General features: G+C 69.6%; 13 protein-coding genes and 3 pseudogenes. 9 read left to right on the forward strand and 7 right to left on the reverse strand.

All coding sequences use genetic code 11. The features are described 5' to 3' along the window. Window positions 1–393: 393 nt before the first annotated feature. Window positions 394–1,532, forward strand: a pseudogene (locus OG520_RS39465) (IS30 family transposase). Window positions 1,533–1,553: 21 nt separating this feature from the next. On the opposite strand, the gene OG520_RS39470 reads toward OG520_RS39465, so the two are convergent. Then, window positions 1,554–2,000 (reverse strand): pyridoxamine 5'-phosphate oxidase family protein, encoded by a 447-nt coding sequence (locus OG520_RS39470; RefSeq protein ID WP_406016362.1) that lies wholly within the window; start codon window positions 1,998–2,000, stop codon window positions 1,554–1,556. Between the two features lie 72 nt (window positions 2,001–2,072). Continuing rightward, window positions 2,073–3,325, reverse strand: a protein-coding gene (locus OG520_RS39475; protein ID WP_406016363.1) for an IS3 family transposase whose coding sequence is annotated in 2 segments (ribosomal slippage) — window positions 2,073–3,043 and window positions 3,043–3,325 — 1,254 coding nt in all. Because the reading frame shifts where the segments join, the coding sequence is not laid out codon by codon here. A 105-nt stretch (window positions 3,326–3,430) separates the two neighbouring features. Between OG520_RS39475 and OG520_RS39480 the strand changes: the two genes are divergently transcribed. Beyond that, the gene (locus OG520_RS39480; RefSeq protein ID WP_406016364.1) at window positions 3,431–3,943 is read left to right on the forward strand and encodes a DUF402 domain-containing protein; all 513 of its coding nucleotides are present in this window, start codon (window positions 3,431–3,433) and stop codon (window positions 3,941–3,943) included. Window positions 3,944–4,120: 177 nt separating this feature from the next. On the opposite strand, the gene OG520_RS39485 is transcribed toward OG520_RS39480, so the two are convergent. The 3 genes from OG520_RS39485 to OG520_RS39495 form a co-directional block, all read right to left on the reverse strand. Next, window positions 4,121–4,318, reverse strand: coding sequence for a hypothetical protein (locus tag OG520_RS39485; RefSeq protein WP_406016365.1), 198 nt, complete (start codon window positions 4,316–4,318; stop codon window positions 4,121–4,123). A gap of 120 nt (window positions 4,319–4,438) precedes the next feature. Further along, window positions 4,439–5,365: a peptidoglycan-binding protein gene (locus OG520_RS39490; RefSeq protein ID WP_406016366.1), complete on the reverse strand. Its 927-nt coding sequence runs from the start codon at window positions 5,363–5,365 to the stop codon at window positions 4,439–4,441. A gap of 143 nt (window positions 5,366–5,508) precedes the next feature. Further along, the gene (locus OG520_RS39495) at window positions 5,509–7,179 is read right to left on the reverse strand and encodes a GH25 family lysozyme (protein ID WP_406016367.1); all 1,671 of its coding nucleotides are present in this window, start codon (window positions 7,177–7,179) and stop codon (window positions 5,509–5,511) included. 223 nt (window positions 7,180–7,402) lie between these two features. Here OG520_RS39495 and OG520_RS39500 point away from each other — a divergent pair, with 223 nt between their 5' ends. Further along, entirely contained in the window at window positions 7,403–8,566 is a 1,164-nt protein-coding gene (locus OG520_RS39500; protein WP_406016368.1) for a peptidoglycan-binding protein, read from the forward strand. Between the two features lie 250 nt (window positions 8,567–8,816). On the opposite strand, the pseudogene OG520_RS39505 reads toward OG520_RS39500, so the two are convergent. After that, window positions 8,817–9,122: pseudogene (locus OG520_RS39505) on the reverse strand (DUF664 domain-containing protein); the annotation flags it as partial. A gap of 441 nt (window positions 9,123–9,563) precedes the next feature. On the opposite strand from OG520_RS39505, the gene OG520_RS39510 reads away from it, so the two are divergent. The 4 genes from OG520_RS39510 (at window position 9,564) to OG520_RS39525 (ending at window position 17,105) form a co-directional block, all read left to right on the forward strand. Further along, window positions 9,564–12,368 carry an ATP-binding protein gene (locus OG520_RS39510; RefSeq protein WP_406016369.1) on the forward strand — a complete coding sequence of 935 codons (2,805 nt, stop codon included), beginning with the start codon at window positions 9,564–9,566 and terminating at the stop codon, window positions 12,366–12,368. A 391-nt stretch (window positions 12,369–12,759) separates the two neighbouring features. After that, entirely contained in the window at window positions 12,760–14,256 is a 1,497-nt protein-coding gene (locus OG520_RS39515) for an ankyrin repeat domain-containing protein (protein WP_328512629.1), read from the forward strand. Between the two features lie 105 nt (window positions 14,257–14,361). After that, on the forward strand, window positions 14,362–16,704 hold the full coding sequence (locus OG520_RS39520; RefSeq protein WP_406016370.1) for a hypothetical protein: 2,343 nt from the start codon (window positions 14,362–14,364) through the stop codon (window positions 16,702–16,704). Then, window positions 16,701–17,105: a hypothetical protein gene (locus OG520_RS39525; protein ID WP_124722573.1), complete on the forward strand. Its 405-nt coding sequence runs from the start codon at window positions 16,701–16,703 to the stop codon at window positions 17,103–17,105. The genes OG520_RS39520 and OG520_RS39525 overlap by 4 nt, the downstream gene beginning before the upstream one ends. 520 nt (window positions 17,106–17,625) lie before the next feature. Here OG520_RS39525 and OG520_RS39530 read toward each other — a convergent pair. Next, on the reverse strand, window positions 17,626–17,964 hold the full coding sequence (locus tag OG520_RS39530) for a GNAT family N-acetyltransferase (RefSeq protein WP_406016674.1): 339 nt from the start codon (window positions 17,962–17,964) through the stop codon (window positions 17,626–17,628). Here OG520_RS39530 and OG520_RS39535 point away from each other — a divergent pair. Further along, a complete protein-coding gene (locus tag OG520_RS39535) occupies window positions 17,908–18,042 on the forward strand; it encodes a hypothetical protein (protein ID WP_362012627.1) in 135 nt (44 codons plus the stop codon). The two genes, OG520_RS39530 and OG520_RS39535, sit on opposite strands and share 57 nt — an antisense overlap. A gap of 24 nt (window positions 18,043–18,066) precedes the next feature. Beyond that, window positions 18,067–18,729 (forward strand): annotated as a pseudogene (locus OG520_RS39540) (aminotransferase class I/II-fold pyridoxal phosphate-dependent enzyme); the annotation flags it as partial. Between the last annotated feature and the right edge of the window lie 187 nt (window positions 18,730–18,916).

The raw sequence follows: 18,916 nt of genomic DNA on the forward strand, positions 1-18,916 counted from the left end.
AGAGCCCAGCCGCAAACAGCGACGGTCTGTAGGGGGATGATGGAGAAGACGGCGGAGCCTGAGGACAGTTACGAACTCGTACCGCTCAGCTCACCAGCGGGGACCTACAACCTGACTGAGCTGCGCGAGCGCAAGAAGCGCCGAGAGGTGAGTGAGTGCTATACGCCGCTGCCGACCGATATGGCAGCGTCAAAGCTCCCGTGGAGGACTCGTAGCGGTCCTCACTGACATGAACGGCCCCCACATCAGTCACGTTGGTCCTAGTGGTCGTCGCAACACCCCAGCTCAGGGGACGTGATGGACTTCGAGATCAGGGAGAACCGGGGGCGGTCTCAGGGCCGCAAGCCTCTGGTCCGTGAGCGGGAGGAATACTTCCGGCTCATGGACCAGGGGCTGAGCAGTCGGGAAGCATGCCGAGCGGTCGGCATCAACCTGCGGACCGGCAAGCGGTGGAGGAACGGACGCGGGGCGACCACGGGAGAGAAGGCCAGGCCCAGCATCCGGCGGCCGATCTCGCCGGACGGCCCGTCACGGTACTTGCGTGAGGCTGACCGCCTTCACATCGCCGATCGGCTGATAGAGAAGGCATCCATCCGGCAGATCGCCGCCGAACTCGGCCGCAGCCCCTCCACGATCAGCAGGGAGATACGCCGCAACGGCATGCCGCTGCGTGGTGACGCGTTCCAGTGGGCCTACCGCCCGCATGCCGCACAGAGCCGAGCGGAGGCACGCCGGCCCCGCCCCAAGGCCGGGAAGATCGGGCAGAACCCCGAACTGCAAGACTTCATCCAGCGCCACCTCGAACAGCGGTGGAGCCCGGAGCGATCAGCCAGGTTCTGCGGACACGCTTCCCCGACCGGCCGGAGATGCACGTGACCCACGAGACGATCTACCAGGCCCTCTACGTCCAGGGCCGCGGTGAACTCCGCCGCGAACTCACCAGCGCCCTGCGGACCGGAAGGGCCCGCCGACGTCCCCACCGCCAGGCAAACAAGCGGCAGCCCCGGTTCACCGCTCCCATGGTGATGATCAGCGACCGGCCCGCCGAAGCCGCCGACCGTGCCGTTCCCGGCCACTGGGAAGGTGACTGCATCGTCGGCGCCGGCCACCGCTCCGCGATCGGCACACTCGTCGAGCGCACGACCCGCTTCACCATGCTGGTGCACCTGCCCAACGGGCACCGGGCAGAGCACTTCCACCAGGCCCTCACCGCCACGATCGGCCAGCTTCCGCCCCACCTTCGACGGTCACTGACCTGGGACCAGGGCAACGAAATGGCGGGTCACCAGCTCTTTTCCACCGCCGCGAACATGCCGGTCTACTTCTGCAACCCCGCCAGCCCCTGGCAGCGCGGCTCGAACGAGAACACGAACGGCCTGCTCCGGCAGTACTTTCCCAAGGGCACCGACCTGTCCGTCCACGCCCGCGAGCACCTGAACGCTGTCGCCGCCGAACTCAACAGCCGCCCACGCAAAACGCTCGGCTGGGAAACCCCAGCCGAGCGCCTGTCGAGACTTCTGACCACAGCGTGATCGCTCAGATCGCAGTCCGCTTCACTCAGCGTCTCCTACGGCCGCATAGCTCAGATCGTGCGCTGTCAGAGACGAGGGCACCAGCCTCAGCCAGACCGTGCCCCGCACCTTTGGATCATCGCGCAGGTAGTGGACGAAGCGCGTGTCCCACCGGGACTCGTCCGGACCCAAATATCGGACCAGCTTGCGGCGGCCACGGGCGACATCGAAGGGAACAAGTTCAGCACGCCCCCGAGCAATGACCTGGCGGACAAGGCCAGTGGCGACGTCACACACGTCCACCACAAGGGCGATCCGTGGGTCTGCGCTCACCCGGTGGAAGAGCTTGGTCCATGGCCCAGTCAGTATCCAGAAGGCACCCTCCTCCCACACGAACCACACGGGCCGCACGGTCGGCCCGTCAGTCGCCACGCGGGCGGTGAGTGGCTGGCTGAGGAAAACATCAATGTCAAAGGGCGAAGACGTCACGTCTTCATGGTCGTTCTCCTGTCTGCGACCGGACACCCCGACCTTTGAACCGTTCCGGGTTCGATAGAGACTTCAGATTGTGGTTGTGACCTGGGGTTTGGTGGTTGCGCGGTAGTAGTTGGTCTCGTATTCGGCGGGGGGGATGTGCCCTATTTCACCGTGGAGCCGACGGTGGCAGTACCAGTCGATCCACTCGGCGGTGGCGAGTTCAACCTGGGAAAGCGTTCGCCAGGGCCGTCCGGGCTTGATCAGTTCGGTCTTGAACAGGCCGATCGTGGACTCCATGAGGGCGTTGTCGTAGGCGTCACCGACCGAGCCGATCGAGGCCGCGATGCCGGCGGCGTCCAGGTGCTCGGCGAGCCGGAAACTCGTATATTGCGACCCGGCATCGGAGTGATGTATCAACTCGCCTGCTCGGTGCCGGTGTTCGTCGCGGTCGCGTTGCCACAGAGCCATGTCCAGGGCGTCCAGGACGAGCGTGGTCTGCTTCGACGTGGCGGCGGACCAGCCGACGATCCGGCGGGAGAAGGTGTCCACGACGAAGGCGACGTATACCACTCCTGACCAGGTGCTGATGTGGGTGAAGTCGGCAACCCAGCAGCGGTTCGGGGCCGGCGCGACGAAGTTGCGGTCCAGCAGGTCCGGTGCCCGCTCGACGGAACTGTCCGGGATCGTGGTGATGATCTTCTTTCCGCGGACGGCACCGGTGACGCCGAGCTCGCGCATGAGGCGCTCGACGGTGCACCGGGCCACGACGTGGCCCTGGCGGTGCAGCTCACGCCAGACCTTCCTGGCCCCGTAGACACGGTAGTTGCCCTCGAAGATCTGCTGGATGAGCGGCTTCAGCTCGGCGTCGCGGACAGTGCGGGCGGACGGGGCCTGGAGGCGCTTGCGGTGGGCGTAATAGGTGGAAGGGGCGATCTTGCAATCGTGCTCGGTGAGCACGCGGCAGATCGGCTCGACACCGCCGAAGCGGGCCGGGTGCTCGTCGATGAACGCTACGAGCGTGTGTGTGGCCGGTCGAGCTCGGCCGCGAAGAAAGACGCCGCCGCCTTCAAGATGTCGTTCGCCCGCTTCAGCTCGGCGATCTCCTTCTTCATCGCCTTGATCTGCGCGGACTCCTCCGTGGTCGTCCCCGGACGCTTCCCGGAGTCGACCTCGTCGCGCTTCACCCAGTTCCGCAGGGTCTCGGCCGAACCGATGCCCAGCTTCTGGGCGACCGCCCGCAGAGCGGCCGACTCGTTCGGGTAGTCACCACGGACCTCGGCGACCATACGGACCGCTCGTTTGCGCAGCTCAACGGGATAGGAGGAGGGACGTGCCATGACTCAATCCTTTCACGGAATCGAGTCTCTATCGAACCCGGAACGGTTCACTCCTCGTTCGTTGACACAGAATGCCAGTTGCCTGGCTGCCAGTAGCCTCCCGCCATGGGAGAAGCCGAGGTCCGGGTCGTGGTCCGTAAGTTCGATGGCAGCCTGCACTGGCACCACTCGATGGTGTGGTTGGGCGAGGACGAGTTCGGGGTCTGGCTCGGTGCGCCAATCGGGACGATCTATAGCAAAGGCGGGAAAGGGGAGGTCCACACAATCGAAGAGCAACGAGTCATGCTCTTTCCACGCGACGCCTGGTGGACGGCCCGGTTCCAGGCAGCTCCAGCCCACCTGGACGTCTATTGCGACGTCACCACTCCTCCCGATTGGCCGCACAAGGGAGAAGTGACCACGGTGGACCTGGATCTGGATGTCTGCCGGATACGGCAAGACGGATCCGTCTTCGTGGACGACGAGGACGAGTTCGCCAGTCATCAGAGGCAGTACGGCTATCCACGAGACGTCATCACGCATGCGGAGAGTGCCGCCGCGTGGCTGTCAGCCGCGCTGCGCGACGCTGCAGAACCCTTCGGAAGCCGCTACCGCACATGGCTGGACCGGGTCAGCTGAGATTGGCTTCGGTGTTGGTCAGGCTGCGATAGCGAGGGAGCGTTCGCCCCAGCGGATGCCCGTCTCGCAGCGGCCGACACCCCGTTGCGGCCCGGTGCACGGGAACCCGGCGGTCAGCGGGGGCAGTGATGCGCTGCCCGTACGATGACCGGCGTGACCGTCCGCCGTGCCCTTGGCTCAGGCCCCCAGGCTCCCGCGCCCAGCATCCGCGCCGCCCAGGCCGACCTGCTCGACGCTCTTCCCGGAGAGCGTCTGTCCGACCTCGACGAACTGCGTGCCCGAGGCGTGCTCGGTTCCAGTCCGGCGGCGCCACCATCTCCGCGGCGGACCCTCGGGACCGGTGGCCGCGCCGCCGCCGAGGAAGAGCCCCGTCATCCCGCCTGACGCCTCCTCGGCGCCGGTGCGGCCACAGAGTGGTGCCGTACCCTCCGCGAAACGCCCGGTGGGCGGCACCCCGCACGGGGTGCCGCCCACCGGGCGTGGGTGGTGTTGGTGTCAGCTGACCTGGAGGGCCAGGTTCTTCGGCCAGCCGGCCTGGTCGAGGAGGGTGAACAGGTCCTTGAGGTCGGCGGGCTTGAGCTTGATGCAGCCGTTGGACTTGTAGTCGAAGTCGGCGTCCCAGCGCCAGAAATCGTCTTCCTTGAGGGGAACGTCGACGGCCTGCGTGCCGTCGGCGAGCATCTCGCTGTGGATGAACATGTCGGTGCGCTCGACGGGCTTCTGGCCGGGCGCGGGTGTGCAGGTCTTGTTTTCGAGCTGGATGGCGTAGCCCTGGATCTGCACATTGGGGTTGTAGTTCCACTCTCCGCGGTTGGTCTCGTGTCCCTTGACCTTGTAGGTCCCGTTGGGCAGCCAGCCCTCGTTGGAGAGGCAGGTGTCCTTGCTGCCCATGCCGGAGTTGGCGCGGTAGGTCTTGACCGCCTTGCCGTTATGGACGAGAGCGAGGGTCGAGTACATCGGGTGGTTCTGGTTCTTGGTGAACTTCAGGGTGTACCCGGTGGGGTTGGGCTTGGCGGTTTGGCCGGTGTCGGGCCGGGCGCCGGCGGGGGCGGTGACCAGAGCCTTCCAGGTGGCCGGACCGGCGACGCCGTCGGCCTGGAGGCGCTGCTCGGCCTGGAAGGCCTGGACGGCGGCCGCGGTAAGGCCCCCGAAGGACCCGTCGGCGTTCAGTGAGTGTCCGTGGGCGGTGAGCAGCTGCTGGAGCGCGGTGACCGCGCTGCCCTGGGCGCCGGTGCGCAGGGTGGGCCACTGCTGCTGGTTCCGGGAAGCGGGGGCGGCGGAGCGGGCGGCTGAGGCTGCCGGGTCGCCGCTGCTGCTGGCGGTGGCGGTGTCGGGGGCCTGCGTACCGAGCGTGGCGAAGGCCGCGATGGCGAGGGCGGCGGTGGTGAGGGTGGCCCAGAGAGTGCGGGGAGTGCGGTTCATGACGGTAGTTCCTTTTCGTGTCGTGTGGGCCCGGCCGGGCCGCGCAGGGGCATGGCGCGGCCCGGGGTCCGGGAAGAGGAAGGGGTACGGGATGGTGCGGTGGCGGCCGCCCCCGCGCCGGTGGACGAGGGCTTGGAGGGGGATCAGATGAAGGTGATGTCCCAGTGGACGCCGCCGCTGCGGGGGATTTCGTAGACGTACTCGGCGGAGATCCCGTTGAGGGTGCCGTGCCAGCGGGCGTCGTTGCCGCGCGGGGCGCCCTTGCGCTGGGTGGTCTTGATCCAGTTGGTCACGCAGCGGCCCTCGTCACGGGTGCGCAGGTCGAGCTTGTAGCCGCCTGCGTGGGAGTGGTTGCCCCTGGTGCTGTGGCCGGACTCGGTGCCGCCGGTGATGACGATGGTGCACCCGCCGCTGGCCTTCTTCAGAGCGATGACGCCCTGGATGGTGCGGGCACGGACACCTGCCAGGGAGGTCCGGCCGACCGGGGCCTTGATCCCGGCCGCGGCGAGCTGCGCGAGGGCCTGGCGCTGGGTCAGCTTCCCGTTCGCCGGTACGGGCGTGGTCGGGGCAGGCGTGGTCGGGGCGGACTTCGCGCCGTTGATCAGCTTGTTCCACGTCTTCGGCCCGATGATCCCGTCGGCGGCCAGGCCGTGGGACCGCTGGAACGTGACGGCCGCGTTCCGGGTCGCGGGACCGAAGGCACCGTCGACCGCGATGCGGTTCCCGTACCCGGCGAGCTGCGCCTGGGCGGCCTTCACCGCCGACCCGCTGGAACCGGTGCGCACGGTCTGGGCCAGCTTGTTCCAGGTGTTCGGGCCGATGATGCCGTCCGCGGTCAGGCCATGGGACCGCTGGAACGCGGCGGCGGCGTTCTGGGTGTTCGGGCCGTAGATCCCGTCGGCGGTGACGGACTGGCCGGCCGCGGCCAGCAGGTGCTGGGCGGTCGTGACATTCACGCCACGCGCCCCGTTCTTCAGCAGCGGCCAGACAGCCGTGGACGGAGCAGGCGGCGTCGTTGTACCCGTTCCCGGAGGGGTGGGGGCCGTCTGGCCAGGAGCCAGGTGGGCGAGGGCGCGGAGCTGGGTCAGCGTGCCCTTGTAGACGTTGATGTCGGCCTTGCCCCGCAGGCCGGGCACCGTCCCGTTCTCGGTGTACTGCCAGATCGACCAGTACCTGCCGCCGACCGGGGCGGGCTCACGCGTCCCGCTCCCGTAGCGGGGCTGCCACAGCGGACTGTTGGCCAGAGCACTGGTGTTGCCGCGCAGGCACGTGTCGGCGAAGTCCTTTGAGGTGTAGACGATGGGGTTTACCCCGAACGCCTGGCGGGCCTTGGTGAGGAATGCGGCGACCTGGGTGTTGTTCACCCCGGCCGGGCACCGGCCGCGGATCTTCTCCAGGTCGACCACCGGCGGCAGCTGCCCGGCACGCTTGCCGTCGTAGCCCGCGGCGCGGGCCGTACGGGCGAAGTGGTCGGCCTGGGCGGCGCCGGAACCGGTGTCGTAGAAGTGGTAGGGCGCGACCATCAGCCCGGACCGCGACGCCCCCGCGAAGTCACCGGCGAACATCGGGTCGCGGTAACCGGTGCCCTGACTCGCCTTCTGGAACACGAACGAGTACCCGGCACTCGCGGCCGCCGACCACTGGATCGGGTGGGAGTTGTGATGGCTGGTGTCGAAGCCCTTCACGCTGTACGCGGCCGGGCTGTTCGCCTGCGCCTCCTCGTTCCCGGAGAAGCTGATCAGGCCAAATCCAGCGGCCGCGACCGCCACCATGGCACCCGCCTGAAGACCCGTCTTCTTGCTGATGATGCGCACGACTTCACCCCTCGTCAGACCCACCGGCACACACCTGGCAGGCAGTTTGCGCCGCGCCTTTGCGGCGTCGACGAGATGAAGATTCGGGGTACCGCCGTCCCACCGGTAGCCTGATCGCCATTCCAGCCGTACCGCGCCGTCCCGGCCGTTCCACAAGGCCCCTGACCTGCGAAAAGAAACGGCTCTGGAACACGACGATCACATCGGAACCAGGGGGAGATCTGTGCAACCCAACCAAGGCGACAACCCACCCGCACAGCCACTGCCGGAAGTCACCGCACTGCTCCAGGCACTGCGACAGGTCAAGGCGTCCAAGAACCTCTCCCTGGACGCCTTCACCCACGACACCGGCTACTCCCGCTCCTCCTGGAACCGGGTCCTCAAAGGCACCGCGTTCCCACCCCGGACAGCCGTGGAACGGCTCTGCTCCCGCCGCGGCCTGGACAAGAACACCCTGCTCGGCCTCTGGGACACCGCCGACCAGGCCCGCCGCGCCGCAGACGCCCAGGAAGAGGCACCGTCCGAAGCGGTGCCCGTTCCCGCACCGGCAGCCCCCGCACAAGGCGTACCGGACCCCACACCGCCGACGGCCCCGGACCCCGTACCGCCTACAGCCGCGGACCCCGTGTCGCCGACAGCCCCGGGCCCCGCACCGTCGGCAGCCTCGGACCCCGCCCCCGGCACCGCAACTCCGAAACCCGCAGCGGTCAGCCCGGCTTCCGCACCATCCACGCCCGGCCCGGTCGAACCGGCAAAGCCGGCCACTGCCTCCCGGAGCCGGATCAAAATCCTCGCGCTGATCGCCGCTGCCCTCGCCGCGCTGCTGCTGGTCGGACGCTGGTACTCGGTCCACGAGACGAAGACCCCCGCCGTCTCCCATCCCGAGACCGGCGGCGACAACCGCCCCGGCGACGACCAACCAGTGGTCGACGAAACTCCCCTGCCCTCGAAGAGCAGCACCGCACCGACCCAGGCCCCGAAGGACGACAAGAAGAAGGACCAGGACTCCACGGGCGAGGAGGACACGAAAACGAAGTCACCGCGCCCCAGCAGTTCAGCCAAGGGCGAGACCTCTTCCTCACCCTCTGCTCCTGTCTCGCCCAGTACGGCCGCCTCGCCCGGCGCCGCCGGCCGCGCCAGCTGCCGCTACAACTGGGACCGCACCCAGGTCATGGCCAAGGGCATGGTCGGCTCGAAGGTGAAGCAGATCCAGTGCCTGCTGAACTCCAACTACGACTACACGCTCACCGTCGACGGCAAGTTCGGAGAAAGCACCGACGTCGCCGTACGCGCTGTCCAGAGCTGCAGCGGCCTCAAGCCCGACGGCCAGGTCGGACCCCAGACCTGGAAATACCTCGACACCCCCATGGCCGGCTGCGGGCACTGAGCTTTTACAGGCAGTCGTAGAACTCGACACGAGAGTGGGACGGGACGCCCAGTACGGCGTCGGCGGGACCTGTAGGAGCGAGACTCTTCACCAGCGGCCGTTCCTTCACGCGACGTTGCTCGACACCTCGAAGCGTGAAGAACGACCCTCCTGCTGTCCCTCGAAGAACACGAGATCAGCGGGTCGGGTGCGAGAGATCGCACGCGGCGGCCGGAAGGGCGAGGGGCGCAAGACGCACTGGGGGAAACAGCGTGGCGCTCTCGGCCAGGTCGAAACCGCCGTCGGGGCCGTCCGGGTCGGCCTGCGGGTCGTAGATGGGCGGGGCTTGTTCTCCGGCAAATACCCGGTGGAACCAGTTCCGCTCCACCTCCGCCATGTGCTGGACGAGGCCGGTCAGGGTGAAAGGGGACGGCGGCACGGAGGCGGCGGCGGCCTGCTCGTTGTCCAGGCCCTCGCACTTGATGGCGAGCGTGGTGCGGTGGAAATCGAGCCAGCTCTCAAGCGTGGTGCGCTCGTCGGCGTTCAGGGGCGGCAGAGGGCGTTCGACAGTGCTCATCAGCCGATTATCGGCAGCGGCCGAAATCGTCGACAGGCAGGGCCTCACAGAGGGCAAACGTTGCCTGATGCGGCACTAGTTGGGTGAATCAGGCGTTCATACGCAGCCGGGAAGACATCTTTGGCTCCCGCGTTCTGTTCCTTGGTACGCCGGGAGCCTGACTCCCAGCCGATTTACATGATGGTCCGCTGCGGGCAGTCCGGCGTATCGCTGCCCGTACGTCGGTCACCATGCGCCCCTGACCGGCGCGGGCCGGGCCCGCCACACAGGGGCAGCGTTGTCGTACTCGTGCTGTAGAACGCTGTCTGACAGCGACAGTCGCCCAGCCCCGTGTCGTAGCCACCGGGGCCCTGGTGTGCCGTGGCGGCGTTCGTTCCGAGGGAGATCGTGGTGGTTGAGTTGTACAGGGGGCCGGGCAGGCGCATGAACAGCGTGCCGTTCGTGAGCAGGTCAGCCGAGCTCCGCCGGCTCGATGCGGCCCTGCAGCACATGGGAGCCGGTGGTCCGGCCCTCGTCGATGTCACTGGTGAGGCCGGTATCGGCAAGAGCCGGTTGCTGGCGGAGTTCAGTACCCTCGCCCGCCGCCGCGGGGCGGCCGTGTTGCGCGGCCGGGCTACAGAGTTCGAACGGCACAGCCCGTTCCAGCCGTTCGCCGACGCGTTCGCCGACCTCGACCAGCGCGTGCTCGGGGTGTTCCCGTCGCTGCGGGAGCTCCTTCCGGTGCTGCGGGGAAGGACCGAGCCCTCGGGCGAGCCGTGGAACAGGGACCGTTTCGGCCTCTACCGGGCCACCTCGGACGCACTGCGCTGCATCCGGGGCGCGCGGCTCGTCGTGGTCCTCGACGACCTGCACTGGGCGGACCCGGCGTCCCTGGAACTCGTCGACCACCTCGTGCGGCACCCTGTGAAGGCTCCCTTCCTGCTCGTCGTGTCGCGCCGCGACCGCCAGGCCCCGGCGGCGCTCACCACGGCGCTGGCGCGCGGGGCCGATACCGGCGCGGTGCTGCGGATCTCTCTCGGCCCGCTCGACGAACGGGACTGCGTCGAGGAACTGGCCCGCGACCTGCCGCAGCAGCGGGCGGCCGAGATGTACGCCGCGAGCGAGGGCAACCCGCTGTACTTCCTGGCACTCCTGACGGCACATCGCACCGCCCGGCTGCCCGGGCCCCCGGTCCGGGACGGTGGTCCGCCCGCAGGCCTGGAAGCACTGCTGCTCGACGAGCTCGCCCCGCTGGACCCACTGGAGCGCGGCACCGTAGAAGCCGCCGCCGTACTCGGCGACCACGCCACGGCCGACCTCATCGCCGCTCTCACCGGCTCACCCGTCCCCGACGTCGTCGAGGCCCTGCGCGGGGTCATGCGCCGCGATCTGATCCGTACGGACCAGGCCGGACACCGTCTGGCACTGCGCCACCCGCTGATCCGGGCTCTGGTCCACGACAGCACCGACCCCTGGCGGCGGCAGGAGCTCCACCACAGGGCGGCGGCCGAACTGGCCGAGGCCGGCGCACCCCTCGCCGAGCGGGCGCACCACATCGAGCGTTCACTGACCGGCTGGGACCCGGAGGCCGCCGCGATCCTGCCCAACACCCCCGGACTCCTCGACAAACGCCGTGAGCTGATACTGATGCGCGCCGGGGCGCTCGGCACGACCGGGGCGCTGTGGGAGAGCAGAGACCTCTTCCACCGAGTGATCGACATGCCCGCCGACAACAAGGACGGCGAGGACACGCTCCGTATCTCCGCGGTCGTGCAGTGCGCCGTCATGGAGCGTCAGCTCGGGCGTTACGCCGAGGCCGACGCGCTGCTGCGCCGCGAACTGGACCGGAGGCCCGGGCCGTCACCGTCCCAGCGGATCGGTCTCGTCATCGAATGGTGCTGCCGCGCGCAGTTCGTCGCCCGCTTCCCCGAGGTACGGGAAGAACTGGCCGAGGCGTTGCGCGGCGCCCGCGATCTGGGTGACGGACTCGGCGAGATGGGCGCCCTGACGCTGGCCGCCATGAGCGAGGCGTACGAGGGTGACACGGCCGAGGCCCGTCGGCTCGCCCGGACCGCGGCGGGGCTGGCGGACGCGCTCACCGACGGCGACCTGGCCGGGCTGTGCGAGCCCCTGGTCAGACTGGGCTGGGCCGAGGTGATGCTCGACCGGTACACGGACGCGGAACGGCACACCGACCGGGGCGTGGACATCGCCCGGCGGACCGGCCGACTTTACATGCTGTCGCAGCTCCTGCTGTGCAAGGCGTACACCCACTTCCTGACCTGCCGGGTCACCACGGCGCTGGAGCTGGCCGACGAGGCCGCGACCATCGCCCGTGCCCTGGGCAGCGGCAAACTGCTCGGCCTCACCCTCGCGATCCGGTCCCTGTTCCTCATGCAGGCCCGCCCGCCGGGCGATCCGGACGTCCTGGCCGCCGCGGAGGAGGCGGCGGCAGCTGTGGAAGGCGCGGGCCAGAGCTGGTGGTCCACGCTGGCACGGTCCCTGCTCGCCTTCGCCGCGATGGGCGCCGGTGACCCGCACCGGACACGGGACATCCTGCTGGAGACGGGCGGGAGCAGGGACCTGTCCCGGATTCAGCCCTCACTCCTCCCGGAGTTCCTGGAACTGCTCGTCGCCGCAGCCCTGGCCGTCGGTGAGACGGAAGAAGCCGAACACGCGGCCGAACGCGCCCTCAAGGAGGCCGAACAGATCGACCTGCCGACCCGCCGGGCAGCGGCGCTGCGCGCCCTCGGCCGGATCGAGGCGCACCGCGGGGACCCGGCCGCGGCAGCACGGGCGTTCACCGAAGCCGCCCGGGAGAGCGCGCTGTCCGGGGCGACCCTCCGGGAGGCCCAGAGCCTGCTGCTCGGCGCCGCGTTCACCAGAGCCGCCGGTGACGGCGCCAGCGCGGCCGCCATGTGGCGCCGCGCCCGCCAGCAGGCCGCCGAGGGCGGGGCCACGCTGCTGGTCGCCCTGGCCGACCAGCAGCGCCCGGAGGTGCTGGGTGACACGGACGGGGCGGCGGAGCCGTCCGGACCGGCCGCCGGGCTGGCCCAGCTGACCTCGCGGGAACGGGAGATGGCGGAACTGGTCGCAGAGGGTCTCACCAACCAGGCCGTGGCCTCCCGGCTCTGCCTCAGTCCGCGCACCGTCGAGAGCCACATCGCCCGCGTCTACCGCAAGACGGGCGTCCCGTCCCGCGCGGCCCTCGCCACCCTGGTGGCCCGCCACACGGCTACGGCACCGGGCACGCCACCACCCTCGTGACCAAGTGCCGTCGGCCGGACGCGGACCGGAACGCTCCTCGGCCGAGCGTCCCGGAGGGCCTCCGTGCCGTGGAGTGCGGGTCGAATAACCACCGCCGGTGTCGCCTGGGGCGAGCAGCTCGTCGAATGGCAGCCGGGCTGTCTGGACGAGGCGACCCTCTCCTTCGTGATGTGGCGGGCCTGCGGTGCCGGGCCCATCCGAGCATGGCGCCGTCTCTCCCGTGTGCGTCTCGACCGGCGCCGGTGTCAGTAGAACTACGCAATCAGCCACGGAAACCACCGGAACCTTCCTGCTCATGACCAACGGCCTGGTCACATGTTCTACGTTCTGTCAGGTCCGGCGTCCGGCCTGCCGGGGTCCGTTGTCAGTGCACCGTCCAGGAGTCCTCACCATGAGCGAAGTCATGAGCAAATCCCTTTTTGCTGCTGTCGCGCCTGACCGTGGCGGTGACCCCGCCGAGGGTGCCGCACTGGTTCGTTCACTGATCGCTGACGGGGCGGATGTCTCGGCGCACGACGAGCAGGGCGCCACCCCGCTGCACCGGGCGGTGAAGGCCCCGTACAGCGCCGACGACCCGCTGCCTTCCCTTGAGGTGATACGGGCGCTGCTGGAGTGCGGCGCGGATGTGCACGCCGTCGACAACCACGGTGTCACCCCCGCCGCGTGGGCCGTGGCCTTGAACGACTCCGAACCGGCGGCCTGGGCGAAGCGTTCCGTGGAGGTGCTGGCCCTGCTCGTCGAGCACGGCGCCCGGCTGGACGGCAAGATCCGCTCCGCCACCGGCGGGTCCCTCGCCCACGAGAGCTGCGCAGCCGTACCGGTCTACGCCTTCCTGCTCGACCACGGCGCACCGACGGACGCGGTCGACGATCGCGGAGACACTCCGCTGCACGCGACCGTCGGCTCGGCGCGACCGGGGCTGGTGAAGCTGCTGCTGGAGCGCGGCGCCGACGCCGCCGCGGTCAACGGCCTCGGCAGGACCCCGCTCGGGATCGCCCTGCGCCTGCCGGATTACAGCGAGAAGCAGCGGCAGGCACGGTCGGAGATCGTGGCTCTGTTGGAGGCTGCGGGGGCCCCGGCGCATGTGCGGTATCCCGTGGTGGAGGGCGGGCCGCTGCCCATCGACATGGAGGCGCTGCGGCAAGCGGCCGGGGTGATGCAGGCCGAGCTGGCCGAGGTGTGTGAGGCCGCCGGGATCCCGGACGACAGCGGCTGGCTCACCAGGCGGGTGGAGCCGGACTTCGACAGCTACCAGGACTTCGTGGCCGGACTGGGCTACGGCTGCGATCCCGACCATCTGCCGCATCTTCCCGAGTTGTGCGCCAGGGTGCTCGGCGGGACGGGTGCGACGCGCACCCTGGTCGGCGACCAGTCGGTGGACACGCCGTTCTTTCATCACGGCGACCTGGTGGTGAAGGGCGGCCTGGATGTGGTGGCCCCCTTCGTGGTCACCGGCTCCCTGGCGGTCGAAGACGTGCTGGCGGACGGCGGCCCGGATTCGGTGGTGGCCATCCGCGGCGGGGTGACGGCCCGAGGGGTGTTCACCGACGGCGAGATGTCCGTCGACGGAGACATCGAGGCCGACGTCGTCTATGGCTACTACAACGACAACACGCTCCAGGCGGGCACCATCCGCGCCCGCCTGGTCATCGAGGACGAGCACGCCACGATCGCGACCGTGGAAGCCGACCTCCACTTCGACCTGGACGACTTCCAGCAGGGGCACGGCGACGGCGTCCAGGAGCAGTTGCGCGAGCTGCTGGTGGACGAGGTCTTCGCCGTCGACGAGGACGGGGGCAGGGAAATGATGGACCGGGGTCTGCTGTTCGCCCGGCTCCGCGAGGGTCTGCCGGTCTTCCGCGCGGACTCGCAAGCCGAGGCCCACTGAGCGCATGTACCCGTCGGCCTGGCGGCCCGCCCCAGCCGACCGCGCCTCGCACTTCCCCCACCGAATCCGCCTTACCGGGCACTTCACCCCACGGAGCAACCACAGATGACCGATGACGAATCCCAGAGCGGCCCGTCAGTACCCCCCGCCCTCACAACGGTGCACTCACCGGTGGGGTACCGCCTCATCAGCGCCCAGGAGGCGGAGGAGCGGTTCCGGGTCTCCGCCGATGTCGGCTACCCGTACGCCGAGTTCGCCGACGAGCAGGAGATCCGCTTGTACGAGGGCGGTCTGCATGTCGCGGGCCATCTGGAGCCGGAGGGCGACAGCGACTGGGTGCCGTACAACACCGTCGTGGACGGTGATCTGACCGTCGACGGTGACCTGGACTGGTGGGACGACTGCGACGGCAACTTCCTCATGGTGACGGGCAGTCTGCGGGCCCGCAACGTGTTCCTGTCCGGCTGCCCCAACGTGGTGGTGCGCGGGGACCTGGAAGTGACCGGCGGCATCTGCGGCTCATACGGGGACGGCGGTTGGCTCGTGGTGTGCGGGCGGACCCGCGCCCGGATCGTCATCAGCGTGTCGTACTTCGGCATGACCTTCGCCGAGCAGCCGCAGGCACTGCTCGTCGCCGAGAACGGGCCGTCCAACTGCCCGGTGGACTTCACCGACGAGGAACTGGACACCGTGCTGCTGCCCGAACTCCTCGACGATGACGGCACGGCCGACGAGGGGAAGATCGCGGAGGCCTTGCGCGAGGGGCGGCAGGTGCTGCGCGCCGGGGTCCGGCCGAGCCATCTGGCCGCCCTGGAGGAGCTGGACGCGCTGCTGGTGCGTGCGGAGGAGGTGACAGGACTCGACCTGTCCGGACGCAAGCTGAGGCACTTCCCCGAGCAGCTCCTCTCCTTCCCCAACCTGCGGGTCCTCTCCCTGGAGGGCAACGCCGAGCTCAAGACAATCGACCCGCGCATCGGCGAGCTGGCCGCCCTCGAAGAACTCCACCTGGCCGGGACACAGCTGACCGGGCTGCCCGAGTCCATCGGCCGGCTGCGGAACCTGCGGCTGCTGGACATCTCCGGCAACGCCTTCACAGCCCTGCCGGACTCCCTCGGCGACCTGGACCGCCTGGAGGTGCTGCGCGCCGCACGGCTGACCTGCCCGCTCCCCGACACGCTCGCCCGGCTGCACACGCTGCGCGAACTGGACCTGTCCCGCCAGCACCAGGGCGGCTACCACTGCGACACCCTGGTCGACTTCCCCCCGATCGTCACCCGCCTGACCGGACTGAGGACACTCGACCTGTCGTACGTCTGGCTGGCCTCAGTCCCCGACGAGCTGCTGAACCTGACCGAACTGGAGGAACTCAACCTGAGCAACTCCCTGTCCGCCCGACTGACGCGGCTGCCCGACCTGGCCCGGCTGCCCCGGCTGCGCGTCCTGCGCCTGAGCGGCAGCGCCCCGGGCTCCAACCAGCCCCCGCCCAGCCGCGACCTGCTCTCCGGAATCTGGGACATCACCACCCTCGAACACCTGGAGATCGACCGCTGGGGCAAGAAAACGTTCGACGGCCGGAAGGCGCGCACCGCCTTCCGCGCGCTGCCCGACGACGCGTTCACCCACTTGCCGAACCTGCGGCACATCGACCTGTCGTTCAACGAACTCACCACCCTTCCAGAGTCGTTCTTCGGACTGCGCCGGCTCGAGTTCGCGGGCCTGCGGTACACCAAGCTCGACCGGCCCACGCTGGAGCGGCTGCGCGCGATGTTTCCGCGGACCCGGCTCGACCTGCGAGACACCGGCACCAAGGAGGTCGTCCACGACCCGAACTGGCAGTCCGTGCACGCCCTGGTCAGGACCGGCGCCGAGAAGCAGGCCGCACAGGACCACGCGGCGGCCGTCACCGCCTTCGAGGAAGCCGTCGCGCTCTGCGTTCCGGGCGTGTGCTACTCCGACTACGACCGGCTCTACGCCCACTACGGCCTGGTCAACGCCCTCGGCCAACTCGCCGACAACGCCCCGGACGCCGACCGCCCCGAACCGGCCACGAAGCTCATCCGTTACGCCGAGCAGACACTCTCCCTGATACCCGGCACGATCTGGCACTTCACCGACGAGGGCGCCTTCCAGGAAGAGGTCAAACGCCGCACCGGCAACGCCCTCGCCTGGCATCTGCTGCACAGCGGCGAACCCGAGCGCGCGCTCGCCGCCGTCGAGCAGGCACTGACCGTCGCCGACGCCCCGGAGTACGACTTCGTCCGCGACACCCAGGTCCGCGTCCTGCTCGCCCTCGGCCGCACCGACGACGCCTACCGGGTCGCCGACCAGATCCTCACCCGCGACCCCTCCTTCGGCGACCTCACCGACATCGCCGCCCTACCCGAATTCCAGTCGTGGCGGCAGACCCAGCGCACCGCCGCACCCGAGGCCCCGGGGAGCGCCCGGTGAGACCCGACCGCGCCGTACCGTCGCCCGGCACCCGCCCACTCGACGAACTCGACCAGGCGCCCTGGGCCGAACTCCGCCACGCCTACGGCCCGGCGACCGACGTCCCGGAGCAGCTGCGCGCTCTGGTCTGCGGCGACGGGGAACACCGGACCCAGGCGTGGGACCGTATGTGGTCCGCCCTCTACCACCAGGGAAGCGTCTACGAGGCCACGCTCCACGCCGTGCCGTTCCTGTTGCACATGCTCGCCGAGGAGACCACACCTCACCCGGCCCGCGTCCTCGTCTCCCCGCCTTCGTCGCCGAATGCCGAGCACGGCTTCAGGCAATCCTCGCCGACGCCGCTACGCGTTGAGCGGTATCCCCGGCACACGAGGAAGCGCAACACAGCGCAGGTTCCATGACACACAGCGGAACGCCGCACGGAATGAAGCACCTTCACCGACACGCTCTCCACTCAGTTCGTCTCACCGAAACTGCACCGCCCAGGTCGCACGTCATCCACAGGCACTCCGGTCTGACTTACCTCGGTGAGGCCGGGGCGATCCTCCTGGCCGCGGAGATGCAATTCGTCCGCGAGAGCGTCCCGCGCATCCGCAGCTACGCCACCGCCAAGATGGGGTCCAGCCAAGGTGAGGCCAAAAGCCACAACGGCTCTGCCGTGACCTACGAGGTACTGCCTTCGAGCTGGCGCGGAACGCGGGAGGCACGCAGTTCGCGCAGTCGGGGATGTGGTTGTAGAGGGTATCGTCGGAGACGCCGAGGAGTTTCGCGATGGACTCGATGCTGTTCTCCGGGTTGGGCAGCATGTCGCGAGCCGCGCGCAAGAGCTCGGGCGTGATGACCGAGGGGCGCCCGCCGGTCCGGCCGCGGGCGCGGGCGGCGGCCAGGCCCTCGTTCGGTTTGTCATCCGGTGTCTCGCAATCAGTCCCGTTCGAAGCAGTGCGAGTGGCCGATGACGGAGAAGCCGCGGCGCTCGTACCAGTGTCGTGGCCAGTCCGTCGCATCCGCGGTCAGGAACCGGGTATCGCAGTCCTTGTCGGCGGCCAGGCGCAAGGCGGTGGTCAGGACGGCATCGGCGTAGCCGCGCCTGAGGTGGGCCTCTGAGGTGACCAGGTCCTCGATCTGGGCGGTGCCAGTTGCCGGGTCCAGATAGAGGTCGGCCCATGAGGCGACCTCGCCCTCCTCCGTGCGGGCACCGAGGAAGTGAACGACATCGGCCCCGCGGCGGCGAGCCTCGCGGCGGTCGACGAGGTGGCGTATGACCTCGTCGTCGACATCCGGGAGGAGGCCCCGCCATCGCCGGGCGAGTGGGATACGTATCGCGCCGTGCCAAAGTGATCAGCCCTCCGGACGGCGCTGTCCCTGCTGACCCCCGCGCACCAGTTCCCGACGGGCGTGCCGTTCCACCCCGACCGGCGGGCGGCGGTCGACTGGGCGCGCGGCACTGGCGGGCTGATTCTGGAGGACGACTACGAGGGGAGTTCCGCTACGACCGGCAGCCGGTCGGCGCGCTCAGGGGCTCGACCCAGAAGGCGTCGTCCACCTGGGGACGACGAGCAAATCCCTGGCGCCGGGCTGCGGCTGGGGTGGATGGTGCTGCCGGAGAGCCTGGTGGAGGAGGTGATCGAGGCGAAAGGGCTGAGCGACTGGTCGTCGAGCGCGCTGGAGCACCTGACGCTCACGGACTTCATCGCGTCGGGCGCGTACGACCGCCATGTGCGGGCGATGCGGCTGCGCTACCGCCGCCGACGCGACCAACTCGTCGCGGTACTCGCGGAACGGGCCCCCGGTGTCCGGGTCAGCGGTATCGCCGCCGGCCTGCATGCCGTGCTCGAACTCCCGGAGGGCGGCGAGGAGGCCGCGCTCCGGGCGGAGGCCTGGCAGGGGCTCGCGCTGGACGGGATCTCGCGCTTCCGGCACCCGCAGGCGCCGCCGGGGCGCGACGCACTGGTCGTCGGCTACGGGACACCGACCGACAGCGCGTGGGCGGGAGCGCTGGAGGCTCTCTGCCGGGCGCTCTCCTGAGGCCGGGTACCGCGGAACCCCGGGTACGGATCACTTCTCCGAGAGGGGGCGTCCGGCCGCTCCGTCCCGCGTCTGCGGCCTCCCGGTGGCCGCGGTGGCTGGACGGGAACGAGTGATGGTGCGGCCAAAAGAGCGGGCCGTCATGTGCGGCGCCCGCAGCCCTCCGATCCGCAGACCGGACCGGAAG

The sequence above is a fragment of the Streptomyces sp. NBC_00984 genome (genome assembly GCF_045162475.1).
Taxonomy (GTDB): domain Bacteria; phylum Actinomycetota; class Actinomycetes; order Streptomycetales; family Streptomycetaceae; genus Streptomyces.